Here is a 17,050-nt window from a genome sequence, read left to right as displayed (position 1 = left end):
AATAGTGATAGTGATAAGTGGACGGCTCACGAAAAGTGAATATGAATTATAGGAGGTCATGTTGTGTCAAAGAAGAAGACGGAAAAAGTAAGCGTCTTTGCTCTTGGTGGCGCCGGTGAGATCGGGAAGAACATGTACGTCGTCGAACTCGACGAGGACATCTTCGTCATCGATGCCGGATTAATGTTCCCAGGAGACGAGATGCTTGGAATCGATAAAGTCATTCCAGACATCAGTTATTTAAAAGAAAACAAAGAGCGGATTCAAGGGATTTTCATTACCCATGGTCACGAGGATCATATCGGGGCACTCAGTTACGTCTTGCGTGACTTAAAAGTACCGGTTTACGGAACGCGTTTGACGCTCGGTTTGATTGAACACAAATTAAAAGAAGCCGGTTTATTGAAAAAGGCAGATCTTCGTCCAATTGATGCCAAGACGAAATTAACCGTTGCAGGTCATTTTATTACGTTCTTCCGGGTCAACCACTCGATTCCGGATGCAGTCGGGGTATGTATTCAAACATCTCAAGGTGCGATCGTCCATACAGGGGATTTCAAGTTCGATTACACACCAGTTGATGGAAAACAAGCGGATTTCGGGAAGATTGCAGCAATTGGTCAACGGGGAGTGCTTTGCTTACTGTCTGACTCAACGAATGCAGAGCGACCAGGGATGTCTGGATCAGAATCGATCGTCGGTTCTGAACTGAACGACGTCATCTATGAGGCACCAGGACGTGTCATCGTCGCTTCATTTGCTTCGAACATTCATCGTCTACAACAAGTGTTTGCGGCAGCAGAAGCGAACAATCGAAAAGTAGCGGTCGTTGGTCGTAGCATGGTCAATAACGTCGAAGTGGCACAGCGTTTGAATTACTTACGCTTCAAACAGAAAACATTGATTGATCTATCTGACATCAACCGCCTCGACGACAACCAAGTCGTCATCTTGACGACAGGATCGCAAGGTGAGCCGATGGCAGCCTTGACACGAATGGCGCGTAACGCACATAAGCAAGTCAATATTCGCTTGAACGATACGGTCGTCGTTGCGGCTTCGCCGATTCCGGGTAACGAAAAGTCGGTTTCGAAAACGATCGATCTTTTGTTCCGTGCTGGTGCGAATGTCATTTACAACCAACGGAAAGTACACGTATCCGGTCACGGTCATGCGGAAGATCTGAAGTTGATGCTCAACTTGATCAAACCGAAATTCTTCCTACCGATTCACGGAGAATTCCGGATGCAAAAGGCACACAGTCGTCTCGCACAGACGGTTGGCGTCAATGCGAACAACATCTTCATCATCGAGAATGGGGATGTCGTTGAGTTCGAGAAGCGCAAAGCACGGATGTCACGCAAAGTGAACGCTGGAAACGTCTTGATCGACGGAATCGGTGTGGGTGATGTCGGAAACATCGTCCTTCGTGATCGTCGCTTGTTATCGCAAGACGGTGTCGTCCTTTGTGTCATTACGATCAGCCGGAAAAACAAAACGATCGTATCGGGACCAGAAATCATCTCTCGCGGATTCGTCTACATGCGTGAATCAGAGGATATGATCAACGAAGCAAACCGAATCGTTGCGAAACAACTACAAGGTAAATTAAACGGAGAATTGGATTGGACGGAGATGAAGTCGTTGATTCGAGATAAACTGAGTGCTTATCTCTATGAACAGACGAAACGCCGCCCGATGATTCTTCCAATCATCATGGAGATTTAACAAACGAGCGGCTCAGATTGACCAATACCTGGTCCACTGAGCCGTTTTTTTATCAGGAGGGATGACGTATGGCGACGACGAAACGAAAACCTGTACGAAAAAAAACGCCGCCACGGAAACGACCGGCAGCGAAGAAACAACGTCAGCCGATTGCGTATCGTACATATGCGACCATCATCGCAATCGTCTCATTATTAGCTTTCGTTCTCGCTTTCGGGGAGTTCGGGAAAGTCGGACTGACGCTAGCCGATGGAGGAGAGCGGTTAATTGGTCAGTTCGGTTCCTTATTATATGGTGGAATCGGTGCTGTGCTACTTTTATTCCTCTCGAATGCGTCGCGTGCTCAAAAATGGGCATGGTCGATGTTACTGATGGGTTCAGTCGTCTGGATTGATCTATTGCTCGGAGCACCACGTGGTATTCTCAATGGATGGCTCTATCAAAACGCAGCTTATTATATTTCGAGCGTGGGTGCCTTCTTGATTGGTCTGTTCTTCATCGGAACGGCCGTTCATATACTAAACCCATCGTTTTATGGAGAGCTGTGGCTTGGGCTCCGAGAACGTGCAGAAGAGTTTCGCAATCGTGAACGGACACCACGTCCTCGTGTCGAAAAAGAGTTGAAACCGAAACCGGTTCGTGAGAAAAAACCGAAGACGTTGCGACCAGCAACTGTCGAGGAACCGATCGAAACGGAACAAGAAGCAGAAGATCCTTCCGTCAACATTCAAGACGTTCCGATCATCGGTTTCACGGATCACGTTGAACCGCAAGCAGCGGAGACACAAGGACCGTTGACGATGACAGAGACACCCGACGGTTATCAATTGCCGTCGCTTGATTTGTTAGCAGAACCAACATCAAAAGACTTGTCCGGTGAGAACAAACGATTGAAGGACAATGCGACGAAATTAATCGCGACCTTAAAGTCGTTCGGGATCGGAGCAAAAGTTTTAAAGATTCATCTCGGACCTAGTGTCACGAAGTACGAGATTGAACCAAAACAAGGAATCAAGCTTAGTCGAATCACGGGACTCGCCGATGACTTAGCGCTAGCGTTAGCCGCAAAAGATATTCGGATCGAAGCACCGATTCCGGGTAAAGCGGCTGTTGGAATCGAGGTGCCGAACCGTGAAGTCGCCATGGTATCACTTCGAGAAGTACTAGGAGCGGAGAGCGTCCAATCGGACAGCGATCGTTTGCTCGTCGCACTCGGACGAAGCATTTCTGGTGAGACGGTGACAGCGAAGTTGAATAAGATGCCACACGTCTTAGTTGCCGGTTCGACGGGTTCCGGTAAATCGGTCTGTATCAATGGGATGATTGTCTCGATATTGATGCGGGCACGACCGGATGAAGTCCGCTTGATGATGATTGACCCGAAAATGGTCGAATTGAACGTCTACAACGGCATTCCGCACCTCTTAGCGCCCGTCGTCACCGATCCTAAAAAAGCGGCACAGGCATTAAAACAGGTCGTCTCGGAAATGGAACGCCGTTATGAGATCTTCAGTCAAAACGGAGCGCGCAACATCGAAGGCTACAATGCACTCATTGATAAGATGAACGCAGAGGAGAAAGTGCATCAACGATTACCGTACATCGTTGTCATCGTCGATGAGTTAGCTGACTTGATGATGGTCGCGTCAAACGAAGTCGAAGATGCGATCATGCGACTTGCACAAATGGCGCGAGCAGCAGGAATTCATATGGTCATTGCGACGCAGCGTCCGAGTGTTGACATCATCACCGGTGTCATCAAGGCGAATATCCCGTCGCGGATCGCATTCAGTGTATCGAGTGCGACTGACTCGCGGACGATTCTTGATACGGGAGGCGCTGATAAATTGCTCGGACGAGGAGATATGTTGTTACTTGGTAACGGCATGAACAAACCGGTCCGCGTACAAGGAGCCTTTTTATCGGACGAAGAAGTCGAGAAGGTCGTCAATCATGTCATCAGTCAGCAAAAGGCACAGTATGTTGAAGCGATGATTCCAAAAGATGTACCAGAGGGCGAAACAGAGGTCGACGATCCACTTTACGATGAGGTCGTCCAGTTCATTCTGACACAAGAGACGGCATCAACGTCGATGATTCAACGAAAGTACCGCATCGGTTACAACCGAGCTGCCCGTCTTATTGATGCGTTAGAAGAAAACGGTCTGATTGGTCCATCTGAAGGATCTAAACCACGTCGCGTCATGGGACGTTAATCGAGTAGAAAGGAAGTCGTGGAATATTCCAAGGCTTCCTTTTCTTTTCTAGAAAAATGTATAGAGAAGCCCCGGTATCTCGAAAAAAGTAAAAGACATATGAAAAAAGACATGATGATTTTGTAAAAATAGAAATGACTGGAAAAATTAATGAAGGCATCAAAAATAAAATCGCTTTCATGAAAATAGTTGTCAGACGTCTGTTGATTTTCAGTAGTGTTTTTGGCATACTCAGTCATATGAGTGACCGACCTTCAACACGAGGGCTGGGAGCGGCTTTTTCACAAATAGATAATGAAAGCGCTCTCATAATTGCAGAGGAGATGGATGAAATGAAGAAGAAACAGGTAATCGTATCGATGATGTCAGTAGCGACAGTTGGTCTTGCTGCTTGTGGTGGTTCAGGTGAGAAAGCCGATCAAAAAGATCAATTCTCTGTTGCGATGGTAGCCGATAAGGGTGGGATCGATGATAAATCGTTCAACCAATCCGCTTGGGAAGGTCTGCAAGCGTACGGTAAAGACAACAAACTTCAAAAGAATGAAGGGTTCTCTTATCTACAATCTAAATCGCAACAAGATTATCAACCGAATCTATCGCGTCTTGCTCGTGGGGGAGAAGATTTAGTTTTCGGAATCGGGAACACGTTCAATGAGGATATCAAAACAGTTGCTGATCAATTCAAAGACACACAATTCGCAATCATCGATAACGTCGTTGAAGGAAAGAACGTCACGTCGATCACATTCAAGGAAAATGAAGGAGCATATCTTGCAGGGATTGTTGCTGCAATGGAGACGAAAAAAGATCATATCGGTTTCGTTGGTGGGATGAAGATGGACGTCATCGAGCGTTTCCGTGCCGGTTTCGAAGCAGGTGCTAAGTCCGTCAATCCGAAGATTAAAATCGATATCCAATACGCAGAAGACTTCGCAGCTCCAGAAAAAGGTCAAGCGATCGCAGCTGGAATGTATGGTAAAGGCGCAGATATCATCTTCCCAGCAGCAGGTGGTACAGGAAACGGTGTCTTCACAGAGGCGAAAAACCGCAAGAAAAACGGTGAAAACGTCTCAGTCATCGGTGTCGACCGAGACCAAAAAGAAGAGGGTATGCCGGAAGACGTTACATTAACTTCTGTCATCAAACGTGTCGACCGTGCAGTCGAAGATACAGCAAACGCAGCGAAGGATGGTAAACTCGAGGACGGCAAAACGATTCGTTATGGTCTGAAAGAAGATGGAGTTGATATCGTACCATCTGAAAAGATTTCGAAGAAGACGTTGACTGCGCTTGAGAAAGCAAAATCAGATGTCGTTTCTGGAAAAATCGAAGTACCTGAGCAATAAGCGTTGAAAAAAGAAGGGGCATTCTTAGGTAGAATGCCCTATTTTCTTCCATTATTGATTGCGTTATGAAAAGGGTTACAAAAGCGCCAGAAGTCAGACTTCTAACCTGTTACAAAATGATTGCAGGATTGTGTTGGGCGTCATATACTTATCTTGGCTGGAGTTCTCATACGTCAGAAGTCTGAGCACTGGTTACAACTAGATAGAGGATGGAGATGCGTCATGTCGATTAAATTAGATCATCGTTTGCTTTATTTACGTGTGATTGAAAAGATCAAGTCTGACATCGATGACGGCGTTTACAAGGAAGGCGAGAAGCTCCCTTCAGAGTTTGAACTTTCAAAGCAACTTGGCGTCAGTCGAGCTACTCTTCGAGAGGCATTACGAATTCTTGAAGATGAGAACATCGTCATCCGTAAACACGGTGTCGGTACGTTTATCAATGCAAGACCACCGTTTACTTCTGGAATCGAAGAATTGTACAGCGTAACAGAAATGATTGCGCGCGCAGGTATGGTTCCGACATCAGAAGTGTTATCATCCGAGATGGTCCAACCGACTGAGCGCGACCGAGAGCGTTTTCAACTTGGTCCGGATGAATTGGTTTATCGAATCGAACGAATCCGACTCGCAGGGGATGTTCCTGTCGTCTATTGTATCGATAAGATTCCAAGCCATTATATTAAAAATGAAGAGCAGTTCACCTCTTCGACATCATTATTTGATGCTTTAGAAAAAGAACTTGGACGACGTGTCACGCATGCCGTGACGCACATCGAGCCACGTATTGATCCGAAAATCGCTGAACAATTACATACGGACCAACCTCTGCTCGCTTTGCGTCAAACGCATTATGATGAGCTCGACCGTTCCGTTCTTTTTTCAGCGAACTATTTTCGAGCAGATAAGTTTGATTTCCACGTCATCCGTAAACGTGTGTGAGCCATTGTTTTAGGATGAATACTGAAAGCGCTTTCCTTCATAACCTACGTAACGCTCCTCATCGCCAGCCTCGGGTGCTAGACGTAGTCTTGAACTTTGTATGACCATATTCGAAAGGGGATTTTCCAGATGAAAAAGAAGTCACTTCTCGCATTAGCAGCAACAGGTTTAGCAATGAGTTCGGTCCTTGCAGCATGTGGTGGCAACGACGATTCAAAAGATTCAGGTAGCGGTAGCAAATCAGAAGGCTTTAAAGTAGGTATGGTTACAGATACAGGCGGCGTGGATGATAAATCATTCAACCAATCTGCTTGGGAAGGTATCCAGAAGTTCGGAAAAGACAACGACTTAAAAGAAGGTACTGGCTACAAATATCTTCAATCTGCAAAACAATCGGATTACCAACCAAACCTTCAGCAATTAGCTCGTGCTAAATACGACTTGATCCTCGGTATCGGATTCTTGATGGCTGAAGATATCGGTAAAGTAGCGGATCAGTTCAAAAAGAACAACTTCGCACTCGTCGATATGGTCGTTGACAAGCCAAACGTCGCGTCAATCGTCTTCAAAGAAAATGAAGGATCATTCCTTGTTGGTGTCGTTGCTGGTTTGACGACGAAATCAGATAAAGTCGGATTCGTCGGCGGCGTTAACTCTGACTTGATCAAGAAGTTCGAAAGTGGATTCAAAGCAGGTGTTAAAGCAGTCAACCCAGACGCTGACATCGAAGTTCAATATGCAGAAGACTTCAACGCTGCTGAAAAAGGACAAGCAATCGCTTCAGGTATGTACGGTAAAAAAGTCGACGTCATCTATCATGCAGCTGGTGGTACAGGACAAGGGGTATTCACAGAAGCGAAAAACCGTAAGAAAAACGGTGAAGATGTTTGGGTTATCGGTGTAGACCGTGACCAAGTCGAAGAAGGTATGCCAGAGAACGTCACATTGACGTCAATGGTCAAACGCGTTGATACAGCAGTTGAACAAGTCGCGAAAGATACGAAAGACGGCAACTTCCCAGCAGGTAAAGTCGTTGAGTTCGGTTTGAAAGACGGCGGTGTTGATATCGCACCTTCAAAAGACAACGTTTCGAAAGAAGCGCTCGACAAAGTCGAAGAGTACAAAAAACAAATCATCGATGGCGACATCAAAGTCCCAGCGACAGACGACGAGTACAAAGAATACGAAGCGTCACTGAAATAATAATGAAAGCGGGGGTCGCTAGCATTGCGGCTCCCCCTTTTAAACTAAACATGGGAGTGGATTTTCTTGGAATACGTCATTGAGATGCTAAACATCAGAAAAGAGTTTGGCAGTTTCGTCGCAAATGATAACATCACGCTCCAGCTTCGGAAAGGTGAGATTCACGCTTTACTTGGTGAAAACGGTGCCGGAAAATCGACGCTGATGAACGTCTTATTTGGTTTGTATCAGCCTGAGGCTGGAGAAATTCGTGTACGTGGTGAAAAAGTCAATATAACGAGTCCGAACGTCGCGAACGATCTTGGAATCGGTATGGTGCACCAACACTTCATGCTCGTTCAAAATTTCACTGTTACTGAAAACATCATTTTAGGTGCAGAGCCACGTGCCGGAATTAAGATCGACCGTGCAACTGCACGTGAGAAGGTACGCCAGATTTCTGAACAGTATGGTCTTGCTGTTGATCCTGATGCAAAAATCGAGGATATCTCAGTCGGAATGCAACAGCGTGTTGAAATTTTAAAGACGTTGTACCGTGGTGCAGACATCTTGATCTTCGATGAACCATCTGCTGTCTTGACACCACAAGAGATCAAGGAATTGATTCAGATCATGAATCGTTTGATCGCAGAAGGAAAGTCGATCATCCTCATCACGCATAAACTGAAAGAAATCATGGAAGTAGCTGATCGCTGTACGACGATTCGCCGTGGTAAGTATATCGGAACGGTCGATATCGATGAGACGATGACACAGTCGCGTCTTGCTGAAATGATGGTAGGTCGTGAAGTCAACTTTAATGCGGAGTATTCCAAGGCAACTCCACAAGAACTCGTTCTCGACATCAAGGATCTAGTCGTCAAGGACAGTCGCGGCATCAAAGCCGTCGATGGATTAAATCTCGACATTCGTGCTGGAGAGATCGTCGGAATTGCCGGAATCGACGGGAACGGGCAAACGGAATTGATTGAAGCCATCACTGGTCTCCGTAAAGCGGATAGTGGAGAAATCTTCCTCAACAATAAATCGATCAAAAACTTGAAGCCACGTAAAGTGACGGAATCAGGTGTCGGTCACATTCCGCAAGACCGTCATAAACATGGACTTGTCCTCGATTATTCAATCGGACATAACATGGTCTTACAAACGTATTACAAACAACCGTATTCAAAAGCAGGCATCATGAACTATAAACAAGTCATGGAAAAAGCAAAAACGCTCATCGAGAAGTTCGACGTCCGAACTCCAAGTCCAGAGACGTTTGCTCGTGCCTTGTCAGGTGGTAACCAGCAAAAAGCGATCATTGCGCGTGAAGTGGATCGTTCACCAGACCTATTGATTGCAGCACAGCCGACACGTGGTCTGGATGTCGGAGCAATCGAGTTCATTCATGAACAGTTGGTTCTTGAACGCGAAAAAGGTCGCGCAGTCTTGTTGATTTCATTCGAACTCGAAGAAATTCTTCAAGTATCAGATCGGATTGCCGTTCTTTATGAAGGGAAAACAGTTGCCTTCTTGGATCCAAAAGAAACGAATGAGATCGAGCTTGGCTTCTTGATGGCCGGCGGTAAGAAAGAGGAGGTAGGTCATTCATGAAGTTAGAGCGTTTTTACGGCATCCTCATTCCGATTCTTTCCATCATCCTTGGAATGGTCGTCGGGGCGATCGTCATGGTCATCGGCGGGTATGATCCGATTGCCGGTTTTGATCAGTTATTCTATGGTATTTTTGGCGAACCATACAGCATCGGTGAAACATTGCGAGCAGCAGCTCCGTTGATCTTTGCCGGTCTTGCTGTCGCATTTGCTTTCCGAACTGGACTCTTTAACATCGGGGTTGAAGGTCAGGTTCTCGTCGGGTGGATGGTCGCAGTTTGGATCGGGATTGAGTTTGATCTACCGATGGCGATTCATTTACCGCTTGCTCTAATTGGAGCAGGTTTAGCAGGTGCACTTTGGGCATCGATTCCTGGTATCTTAAAAGCGAAGTTCCACGTGCATGAAGTCATCACGTCAATCATGATGAACTATATCGCGTTGTATGTGACGAATGATATTTTACGTCACGTCATCGGTATTACGAACGAGCGGACGGAGTCAGTCAAGGAATCAGCATCCCTTGCGTCACCGTTCTTACAAGAGATCACGGATTTTTCACGTTTGCATAACGGGATTTTCATCGCAGTCATCGCTGCCCTCGTCTTCTGGTTCATTTTGTGGAAAACAACGCTTGGTTATGAACTCCGAGCAGTTGGATTCAACAAGAATGCTGCAGAGTATGCAGGTATGGGCGTTAACCGGAACATCATCTTATCGTTCGTCATCTCAGGTGTGTTCGCAGGTCTCGCTGGAGCGATGGAAGGTCTTGGGACGTTCCAAAACATGACATTGAATGCATCCTTCACTGGGGTAGGATTCGACGGAATCGCGGTTGCCTTGTTAGGTGCGAATAACCCGATCGGTGTCGTTCTCGCGGCGTTACTGTTTGCAGGACTCAACATCGGTGGTCTGTCGATGCAACAGATTGGTATTCCACCGGAACTGATCAAAATCATCATCGCATTCATCATCATCTTCGTGGCTTCGGGTTACGCGATTCGTCTCGTCATCGAGAAGTTCACGGTTAAGAAAGAATCTAAAAAAGCGAAAGGAGCCGGTCAATAATGGGCTTTCTTGAAGTACTTTATATCATCGTGCCAATCGCACTCGCCTATTCGGCTCCGTTAATCATTGCAGCACTTGGCGGCATTTTCAGTGAGCGTTCTGGTGTCGTCAACATCGCGTTAGAAGGATTAATGGTCATGGGTGCCTTCACAGGTGTCGTCACGGCATTGACTTTATCGAAAATGGGCTTAGGTGCTGCGAGTCCTTGGCTTGCGATGCTCATCGCGATCGTCGTTGGGGCAGTTTTCTCACTGTTCCTTGCGATTCCAGCAATCCTCTTCCGAGCAGACCAAACGGTTCTTGGAGTAGCGATCAACTTGCTTGCGGTCGGTCTTGCAATCTTCCTTGTTCGGGCACTTTACAGTAAAGGACAGACAGATTCGATTCCAAACCGGATTTCGAAAGAGAATGTACCATTCTTGTCTGATATTCCAGTCTTGAAGATGTTCTTCGCAAACGTCTACTACACATCGTATATCGCAATCGTTCTCGCGTTCGTCGCCTGGTACATCATCTTCAAGACACCATTCGGTCTTCGCTTACGTTCTGTCGGAGAACACCCGATGGCAGCGGACACGATGGGAATCAACGTCACGAAGATGCGTTTCATCGGTGTTATGATCTCTGGTGGTTTCGGTGGTCTTGCTGGTGCTGTCTACGCGACGTCGATTTCATTGAACTTCAGTGTGACGACGATTCTCGGTCAAGGCTTCCTCGCGATTGCAGCGATGATCTTCGGAAAATGGAACCCGCTCGGTGCCATGGGGGCAGCCCTTTTCTTCGGGTTCGCTCAAGCGATTTCGATCATCGGTCAGCAATTGCCGTTACTCGATCAAATTCCACAAGTGTATCTGTTGATTGCGCCGTATTTATTGACGATCTTAGCACTTGCTGGTGTCGTTGGTCGTGCGGATGCACCAAAAGCTGTCGGTGTACCGTATATCAAAGGAAAACGCTAAATTTTTACTAATCATAGACCGGATGTTGCCAATTGGCGACATCCGGTTTTTTTAGATAATCGATAGATTGAATGAGAAAAAGTCCAATAAAAAAAGATGCTTCGCGAGGAAACATCTTTTTTTATTCACTTATTCGAATTTTAACGCATCGCCATCGAACGATTCATCTGCTACTTTGATTGAATCCGTCGGGCAACCTTCGAATGCATCAATCATATCGTCGAATAATGCTTCTGGAATTTCGGCAGTACCATTGTTATCATCAAGAATGACATACGCCAAACCCTCATCATCATAATCATAGATATCTGGTGCCGCTGCTCCACAAGCACCACAAGCGATGCAAGTATCTTTGTCGACAATCGTAAATTTAGCCATTGAACGGTCTCCTCTCTATACGAAAACATTATTGAAACACGCTGTTCTCATCTATATGTCATTGTATCGGACTCATCGTTGCATTTCAATGACGAAGCGTAAGTGACAACAGAAAATGTATATATCATCACATGCCCGCAAATAGTATGTCTAAAACGTAACGAAAAGAAAAAGGATGGGAAATCATCTTCAAATTGATAAACAATTTACATTAGAAGGGAGCGTGACATATGGAAGTTTCTTTACTCGAGCGTATTTTTCTGGAATCGATTCAGCGCCTTCGAAATGAACGATCAGACCGGAGTCTTTATCATGTTTTTCAAGGAAAGAAATCAGCGACTTCTCTGCAAGATGCCCATTTTTATGATTTGGAATCGGTGTTCGGTACTGTATTAGTCAGTAAACAACGATTCGAAACAATCTTGGCTGAACTCGCGCAGAAGAATTGGATTGAGCGGCAAGAGACCTTGCGACTGACGCACGAAGGCGCACGACTAATAAATCAAACGGATCGTGCGATCATTGATCAACTAGGTGGAGAACTTCGTGGTTATGCTGAGATGATGTGGAAACGACTCAGCCTTTTGGTTCAAACCATGATTTGCTTGGAAGCAAAACAGCCGTTCATTCCTGTGCAACAGGAAACCATCGTCCGTGAATGGGTAAAAAGTGTTCTTCCGATCATCTCAAATCGAGCAGAATGGTTACATGATATGCAGCAAGAGTTGATATTTCTCCTTGAGCGCTTATCAGAACGAGATGCGACATTAATTAGTTACCGCTTGTCTGGCGTGCAAGCAGGATGGTCTTATCCACAATTAGCTCAAATGATGAAAACAGATGTGGAGACTGTCCAATACGAATTTACGATCGCTTGGCGAAAGTGCATCGATGACTTGGAAAAAACACCACTTTTAAAGCAAATAGGCGCTGATCTACACACGACAAAAATGACGCAGTCTGCGAAAAAAACATGGGAGTTATTGCAACAGGGGTTAACCGTTGAAGCGGTTGCGATCCGAAGACGATTAAAAAATAGTACGATGGAAGATCATCTCGTTGAGATTGCGATGTATGCTCCTTCGTTTCCGCTGGATCATTTTGTCACGCCATCTCAGCAAGAAGAGGTACGACAGATTGCACAGCGACTCGGAACCTACGCGCTAAAGCGAATCAAGAGTGAGATGCAATCCGATATATCTTATTTTCAAATTCGATTGGTGTTAGCACGTAGTAAATGGGAGGGAATGTAATGGAAGCGTTATTGCATCGTCATTTTGGTTACGAAGCATTTCGACCAGGGCAACGCCAAATCATCGATGCCATCCTAAACGGAACAGATACACTAGCAATTTTGCCGACAGGTGGAGGAAAGTCTGTCTGTTATCAATTTCCTTCTTATGTACAAAATGAAGGGCTGACGTTGATTTTGTCTCCGTTACTCTCGTTGATTGAAGACCAGGTCATGCAAATCAAGCGCCGAGGAGAGCGATCTGTCGCTAAATTAACATCTGTCGAGACGCGAGAAGAGAAAGAACAGATTTTATCTGTACTCGAACATCTACGATATCTTTACTTATCACCGGAGCAACTCGCGCTGCCGCAGATTCGGGCTCGGCTAAAACAGGTAAAGATTGCGCTCTTCGTCGTAGATGAGGCGCATTGTATCTCCCAATGGGGTCACGAATTTCGACCGGAGTATGCAAGACTTGGTCACATTCGACAAGAACTCGGCCTTCCACCATGTCTCGCCTTAACGGCAACAGCAACTCGTGCTGTCGAGCAAGATATTCGAACACAACTGCGTATGCATGAGCCACAAATCATCCGTCGTTCTGTCAACCGACCAGAAATCCAATATGTTGTCGATCGCGTTGATCGAGAAGAAAAAGATGCGGCAGTTGCTCGGTGGATGGAACGCATCGTTCGCCCATGCGTCATCTATACGACGACCCGTAAAGAAGCGGAACGAATTGCTGGAATCATTGACGGTGCGACCTATTATCATGCTGGGTTGACGATAGAAGATCGCCAACTTGTTCAACAACAGTTTCTTCATGATGAGATGGACTGTCTCGTGTGTACGAGTGCGTTCGGAATGGGTGTCGATAAAGGTAACGTCCGAACGGTCATTCACTATACGATGCCTGCGACGATTGAAGCCTATATGCAGGAAGTCGGACGTGCTGGTCGTGATGGTAAAGAGGCAACGGCGATTTTACTCTACGCTGCTCAAGATGAACAATTACAGACGTACTTGATCGACACGCAATATGCACCCGTCTTATGGATCGATCAATTGCAACAAGGGATGAATCAAGGCGAATCCTATGCCAAGATGGAAAGTCGTCTTCGTCTTAATCCGGAAGATCCGGCATATCGATTACTCAAATCGCAACTCGAGAACGGGTGGTCGAAGGAACGCATCATCCAGTGGCAAACGGAACGTAAACAATTAAAAAGACAAGAGGTCAACCTGATGATGGACTACATTCATCGGAACGAATGTCGCCGTACGATGTTGTTGCATCATTTTGATGAGCAGGCAATCGTACAACCACGGTGTTGTGATGTGTGCGGAACGATTGAATGGGAAAATCCGGTGAAGAGAAAGACCCATCAACCGGTAGATTGGAAAATGCGTTTAGAACAAGTCTTTTTTTCATCACTAGATTCGGTGTAAACTAGACAATATCGTTATATTTTTCAAGAAAAGGTGATAAACATTGAGTAAACAAGATCAACGACGGTTGCATCAGAACGAAGAGGATCAGTCATTGCCACCGCGTTCTTCGCGTATCGAACACGTTCGTAACGAGCGATTGAAACAACCGTTTCGAAAAAATCCGCTAGCAATCACGCTGACGGTACTCATGATCACGATCATCATCGCCTTCGTCTCCATCGGTTTCATGATGTAAGGGCACATTGTGAACGGAGATTTTTTTCCTTTCAGCGTATACTAGAAAGGAAGGGGAAGGAGGCACGATGCATGGATCGTGGGAAATATAATATCAAAGCAGTCGCTGCGTTAGTGGGACTCAACCCGACGACCATTCGTGCTTGGGAGCGGAGATATCAGGTGCTCGATCCGGATCGAAGTGAATCCGGACATCGCATTTATAGTGATAACGACGTCGCGAAATTACGCTGGATCGTCGATAAACAAAAAGAGGGATTGTCTGTCTCTAAAGCAATCCAGTTGTATGAGATGCCTGTTAATCGGGCTGAGGTACCGCACGATTATGGAGTCGAACTGCGAGATCAGTTGTTCCAGGCATTGACGAACTTTGAAGAACGACATGCGCACGACATTATGAATAAAGCATTCTCGATGTTTAGCTTCGATAAAGTCATTCAGGACATCGTCGGTCCGCTCTTACATGAGATTGGAGTGAAGTGGGAGTCGGGAGAGATTACGATTGCGCATGAGCATTTTGCGACGGCATTTCTAAGAGCTCGCCTCTCGACACTGTCGTTACAGATGCCGATCAATCCATTTTTACCGCGAATCGTCTGTGTCTGCGCGCCGGAAGAAGAACACGAACTTGGGCTACTTTTCTTCACGCTTTACTTACGTCAATCTGGATTTGATGTCATTTTCCTCGGTTCCGGTATACCGGTTCAGGACTTAGTGACGGTCACGCATCAGTTGCAACCGAAAGCCGTTATTCTTTCCTGCACGTTATCCGATCATTTACCGTTACTTGATGAAGCGTTAGCACGTCTAATGTCTGATTTTCCGGATCTTGAGATTGGTCTTGGTGGTTATGCGGTCGATCAGCTCCCGGAACGATATGGTCCACATTTACTTGGTGCAGACGATCAATCTTGGAAAAGTTGGTTAAGTCGACTCACTCCGACAACTGGTGTATAGTATGGTTCATAACGAACGGAGACATCTGTGTTTCCGGTTTTGACTGGAGGAGTCTATTATGAGGTTTGAACAAATGAAACAAGGACACCTTCGTGTCTTCATCACAAAGCAAGAGTTATCGCTTCACGACGTCCGACCAGAAACGTTGGCTGTCGGGAAGGGACAAGCTTTATTGCGTAACCTATTAGAAGAAGCCGAATCGAATTTTGGTTTTCAAGCAGCGGGAACACTCGAATTTTTCGTTACATTTTTTCCGAATGACGGGATGCTCGTTGATGTACGTCGTGAAGGCGATTTGCCAGAAGAGATGAACGAGGAGTTCGATCAAGTCGAAATCCGTATGACAGTTGATATCGTCCATCACGTCTTATATGCTCTACACTCGCTAGAAGACGTCATTCAAGCGAGTCATGGATTATTGCGACATATGCCTCGGACAGAGACAGGTGGTAGCCTCTACTTCTTCGAGGGAAGCTACTATCTCTATTTCCAAGAACGAATGAATGAGGCGCTCGAGCAGACGGTGACGACGATTTTGTCTGAATACGGTGAGCCGAGCCCGAAAAGTCCACTCGTCATGGCGGAGTATGGGAAAACGATTCAGGCGGAACATGCCGTCGCAACGATAGCCGAACAGTTTAATATGTAAAACATCAGGTGCGACATTCCATTATAGGGGGATGCCGCACCTTTTTGTCTTCTGCTGGAAGTGGCACCATTTTGTATTTTTTCATCGTCAGAAGGATGGTATGATAATCATTGAACGTAAGAAGAAGGAGTGAAGTAGGATGAAAGTGGCAGTATTATACGGTGGGACTTCAGGAGAACGGGAGGTTTCATTAAACAGTGGAAAGTCGATCATGGAAGCATTAAACAGTAAAGGGCATGAGGTCACGGCTGTTGATTTCCATCCTGATCAAGCGCATGAACTCTTCCAGCTGGATGTAGATGTAGCTGTCATCGCTCTTCACGGGAAAATTGGTGAAGATGGACGCGTACAAGCATTGCTTGAACTGGCAGACATTCCATATACAGGTTCAGGTGTGTTAGCGTCAGCGCTTGCGATGGATAAGGCACGTTCGAAAGTTCACTTTGATAAAGCAGGCATTACGATCGCCCGTGATGTGCTGTTAGAGCGTGGAGCTGATATCGAAGCGAAAATCGCAGAGTGGGATGGTCAATTTCCTTGTGTCGTCAAACCAGCACAAGAAGGCTCATCAAACGGATTGACGATTGCTCAAGACGAGAAGATGTTACGTGAAGGAATCGCGAAGGCGTTCGAAGCGGACGATGCAGTGCTTGTTGAACAATTCATTAAAGGGCGTGAAGTGACAGTCCCGGTCGTCGGTCATAAAGGGGCAGAAAAAGCACTACCTGTCATCGAGATCATTCCGAAGAACGCCTTTTATGACTATGAATCCAAATATGCCATCGGTGGTTCGGAGCATATTTGTCCTGCTGAACTGGATGAAGCAACGACAGAAAAACTTCAAGAATGGGCTGTTAAAGCGCATCAAGTCCTTGGCTGTGCAGGATACTCGCGATCTGATTTCCTTGTGCCGGAATCCGGAAATCCAGTCATCTTGGAGACGAATACACTTCCTGGTATGACTTCGACTAGTCTATTCCCGGACGGTGCACGAGCAGTGGGAATTGAATATCCGGAATTGGTCGAATATTTCATGGAACTTGCGATCGAACGACATCGTCAAACAAAACAACCAAATCAATGATATCC

General features: G+C 46.0%; 15 protein-coding genes. 14 read left to right on the top strand and 1 reads right to left on the bottom strand.

Annotated features, from left to right (window positions below):
- Nucleotides 1-63 precede the first annotated feature (63 nt).
- From N179_RS06400 to N179_RS06360, 8 genes are all read left to right on the top strand, one after another.
- On the top strand, nucleotides 64-1,728 hold the full coding sequence (locus N179_RS06400; protein ID WP_023468670.1) for a ribonuclease J: 1,665 nt from the start codon (nucleotides 64-66) through the stop codon (nucleotides 1,726-1,728).
- Between the two features lie 68 nt (nucleotides 1,729-1,796).
- Complete coding sequence (locus N179_RS06395) at nucleotides 1,797-3,944, top strand: FtsK/SpoIIIE family DNA translocase (protein ID WP_058713734.1); 2,148 nt, start codon at nucleotides 1,797-1,799, stop codon at nucleotides 3,942-3,944.
- Between the two features lie 332 nt (nucleotides 3,945-4,276).
- Nucleotides 4,277-5,290 carry a BMP family lipoprotein gene (locus N179_RS06385; protein WP_075642531.1) on the top strand — a complete coding sequence of 338 codons (1,014 nt, stop codon included), beginning with the start codon at nucleotides 4,277-4,279 and terminating at the stop codon, nucleotides 5,288-5,290.
- Nucleotides 5,291-5,512: 222 nt separating this feature from the next.
- A complete protein-coding gene (locus N179_RS06380; RefSeq protein WP_023468666.1) occupies nucleotides 5,513-6,232 on the top strand; it encodes a GntR family transcriptional regulator in 720 nt (239 codons plus the stop codon).
- Between the two features lie 129 nt (nucleotides 6,233-6,361).
- On the top strand, nucleotides 6,362-7,435 hold the full coding sequence (locus N179_RS06375; RefSeq protein WP_023468665.1) for a BMP family lipoprotein: 1,074 nt from the start codon (nucleotides 6,362-6,364) through the stop codon (nucleotides 7,433-7,435).
- 66 nt (nucleotides 7,436-7,501) lie between these two features.
- Nucleotides 7,502-9,031, top strand: a complete 1,530-nt coding sequence (locus N179_RS06370) for an ABC transporter ATP-binding protein (RefSeq protein WP_023468664.1) — start codon at nucleotides 7,502-7,504, stop codon at nucleotides 9,029-9,031.
- Nucleotides 9,028-10,098 carry an ABC transporter permease gene (locus N179_RS06365; protein WP_023468663.1) on the top strand — a complete coding sequence of 357 codons (1,071 nt, stop codon included), beginning with the start codon at nucleotides 9,028-9,030 and terminating at the stop codon, nucleotides 10,096-10,098. The genes N179_RS06370 and N179_RS06365 overlap by 4 nt, the downstream gene beginning before the upstream one ends.
- Entirely contained in the window at nucleotides 10,098-11,057 is a 960-nt protein-coding gene (locus N179_RS06360; protein WP_023468662.1) for an ABC transporter permease, read from the top strand. The genes N179_RS06365 and N179_RS06360 overlap by 1 nt, the downstream gene beginning before the upstream one ends.
- Before the next feature lie 129 nt (nucleotides 11,058-11,186).
- Here the strand turns inward: N179_RS06360 and N179_RS06355 are convergent, their stop codons facing one another.
- Entirely contained in the window at nucleotides 11,187-11,435 is a 249-nt protein-coding gene (locus N179_RS06355; RefSeq protein WP_023468661.1) for a ferredoxin, read from the bottom strand.
- Nucleotides 11,436-11,665: 230 nt separating this feature from the next.
- Here N179_RS06355 and N179_RS06350 point away from each other — a divergent pair, with 230 nt between their 5' ends.
- The 6 genes from N179_RS06350 to N179_RS06325 all read left to right on the top strand — a co-directional run bounded on the left by N179_RS06350 (nucleotide 11,666) and on the right by N179_RS06325 (nucleotide 17,045).
- Nucleotides 11,666-12,688 carry a YpbB family protein gene (locus N179_RS06350; RefSeq protein WP_035396806.1) on the top strand — a complete coding sequence of 341 codons (1,023 nt, stop codon included), beginning with the start codon at nucleotides 11,666-11,668 and terminating at the stop codon, nucleotides 12,686-12,688.
- Entirely contained in the window at nucleotides 12,688-14,118 is a 1,431-nt protein-coding gene (locus N179_RS06345; RefSeq protein ID WP_075642530.1) for a RecQ family ATP-dependent DNA helicase, read from the top strand. The genes N179_RS06350 and N179_RS06345 overlap by 1 nt, the downstream gene beginning before the upstream one ends.
- 43 nt (nucleotides 14,119-14,161) lie before the next feature.
- Nucleotides 14,162-14,356 carry a hypothetical protein gene (locus N179_RS06340; protein WP_023468658.1) on the top strand — a complete coding sequence of 65 codons (195 nt, stop codon included), beginning with the start codon at nucleotides 14,162-14,164 and terminating at the stop codon, nucleotides 14,354-14,356.
- A 71-nt stretch (nucleotides 14,357-14,427) separates the two neighbouring features.
- On the top strand, nucleotides 14,428-15,312 hold the full coding sequence (locus tag N179_RS06335) for a MerR family transcriptional regulator (RefSeq protein ID WP_023468657.1): 885 nt from the start codon (nucleotides 14,428-14,430) through the stop codon (nucleotides 15,310-15,312).
- A gap of 58 nt (nucleotides 15,313-15,370) precedes the next feature.
- Nucleotides 15,371-15,961, top strand: coding sequence for an adaptor protein MecA (locus N179_RS06330; RefSeq protein WP_075642529.1), 591 nt, complete (start codon nucleotides 15,371-15,373; stop codon nucleotides 15,959-15,961).
- A gap of 139 nt (nucleotides 15,962-16,100) precedes the next feature.
- The gene (locus tag N179_RS06325) at nucleotides 16,101-17,045 is read left to right on the top strand and encodes a D-alanine--D-alanine ligase (RefSeq protein ID WP_023468655.1); all 945 of its coding nucleotides are present in this window, start codon (nucleotides 16,101-16,103) and stop codon (nucleotides 17,043-17,045) included.
- The last annotated feature ends 5 nt before the right edge of the window (nucleotides 17,046-17,050 follow it).

The sequence above is a fragment of the Exiguobacterium indicum HHS 31 genome, from assembly GCF_001939065.1.
GTDB lineage: Bacteria > Bacillota > Bacilli > Exiguobacteriales > Exiguobacteriaceae > Exiguobacterium_A > Exiguobacterium_A indicum.
This window is presented reverse-complemented; position numbering and strand designations above follow the sequence as displayed.

Excerpts from the sequence above, each read along its gene's own strand:
- N179_RS06335 (WP_023468657.1), top strand. The coding sequence starts at position 14,428 with ATGGATCGTGGGAAATATAATATCAAAGCAGTCGCTGCGTTAGTGGGA.
- N179_RS06385 (WP_075642531.1), top strand. The coding sequence starts at position 4,277 with ATGAAGAAGAAACAGGTAATCGTATCGATGATGTCAGTAGCGACAGTT.
- N179_RS06345 (WP_075642530.1), top strand. The coding sequence starts at position 12,688 with ATGGAAGCGTTATTGCATCGTCATTTTGGTTACGAAGCATTTCGACCA.
- N179_RS06375 (WP_023468665.1), top strand. The coding sequence starts at position 6,362 with ATGAAAAAGAAGTCACTTCTCGCATTAGCAGCAACAGGTTTAGCAATG.
- N179_RS06330 (WP_075642529.1), top strand. The coding sequence starts at position 15,371 with ATGAGGTTTGAACAAATGAAACAAGGACACCTTCGTGTCTTCATCACA.
- N179_RS06360 (WP_023468662.1), top strand. The coding sequence starts at position 10,098 with ATGGGCTTTCTTGAAGTACTTTATATCATCGTGCCAATCGCACTCGCC.
- N179_RS06365 (WP_023468663.1), top strand. The coding sequence starts at position 9,028 with ATGAAGTTAGAGCGTTTTTACGGCATCCTCATTCCGATTCTTTCCATC.
- N179_RS06395 (WP_058713734.1), top strand. The coding sequence starts at position 1,797 with ATGGCGACGACGAAACGAAAACCTGTACGAAAAAAAACGCCGCCACGG.
- N179_RS06350 (WP_035396806.1), top strand. The coding sequence starts at position 11,666 with ATGGAAGTTTCTTTACTCGAGCGTATTTTTCTGGAATCGATTCAGCGC.
- N179_RS06325 (WP_023468655.1), top strand. The coding sequence starts at position 16,101 with ATGAAAGTGGCAGTATTATACGGTGGGACTTCAGGAGAACGGGAGGTT.
- N179_RS06355 (WP_023468661.1), bottom strand. The coding sequence starts at position 11,435 with ATGGCTAAATTTACGATTGTCGACAAAGATACTTGCATCGCTTGTGGT.
- N179_RS06380 (WP_023468666.1), top strand. The coding sequence starts at position 5,513 with ATGTCGATTAAATTAGATCATCGTTTGCTTTATTTACGTGTGATTGAA.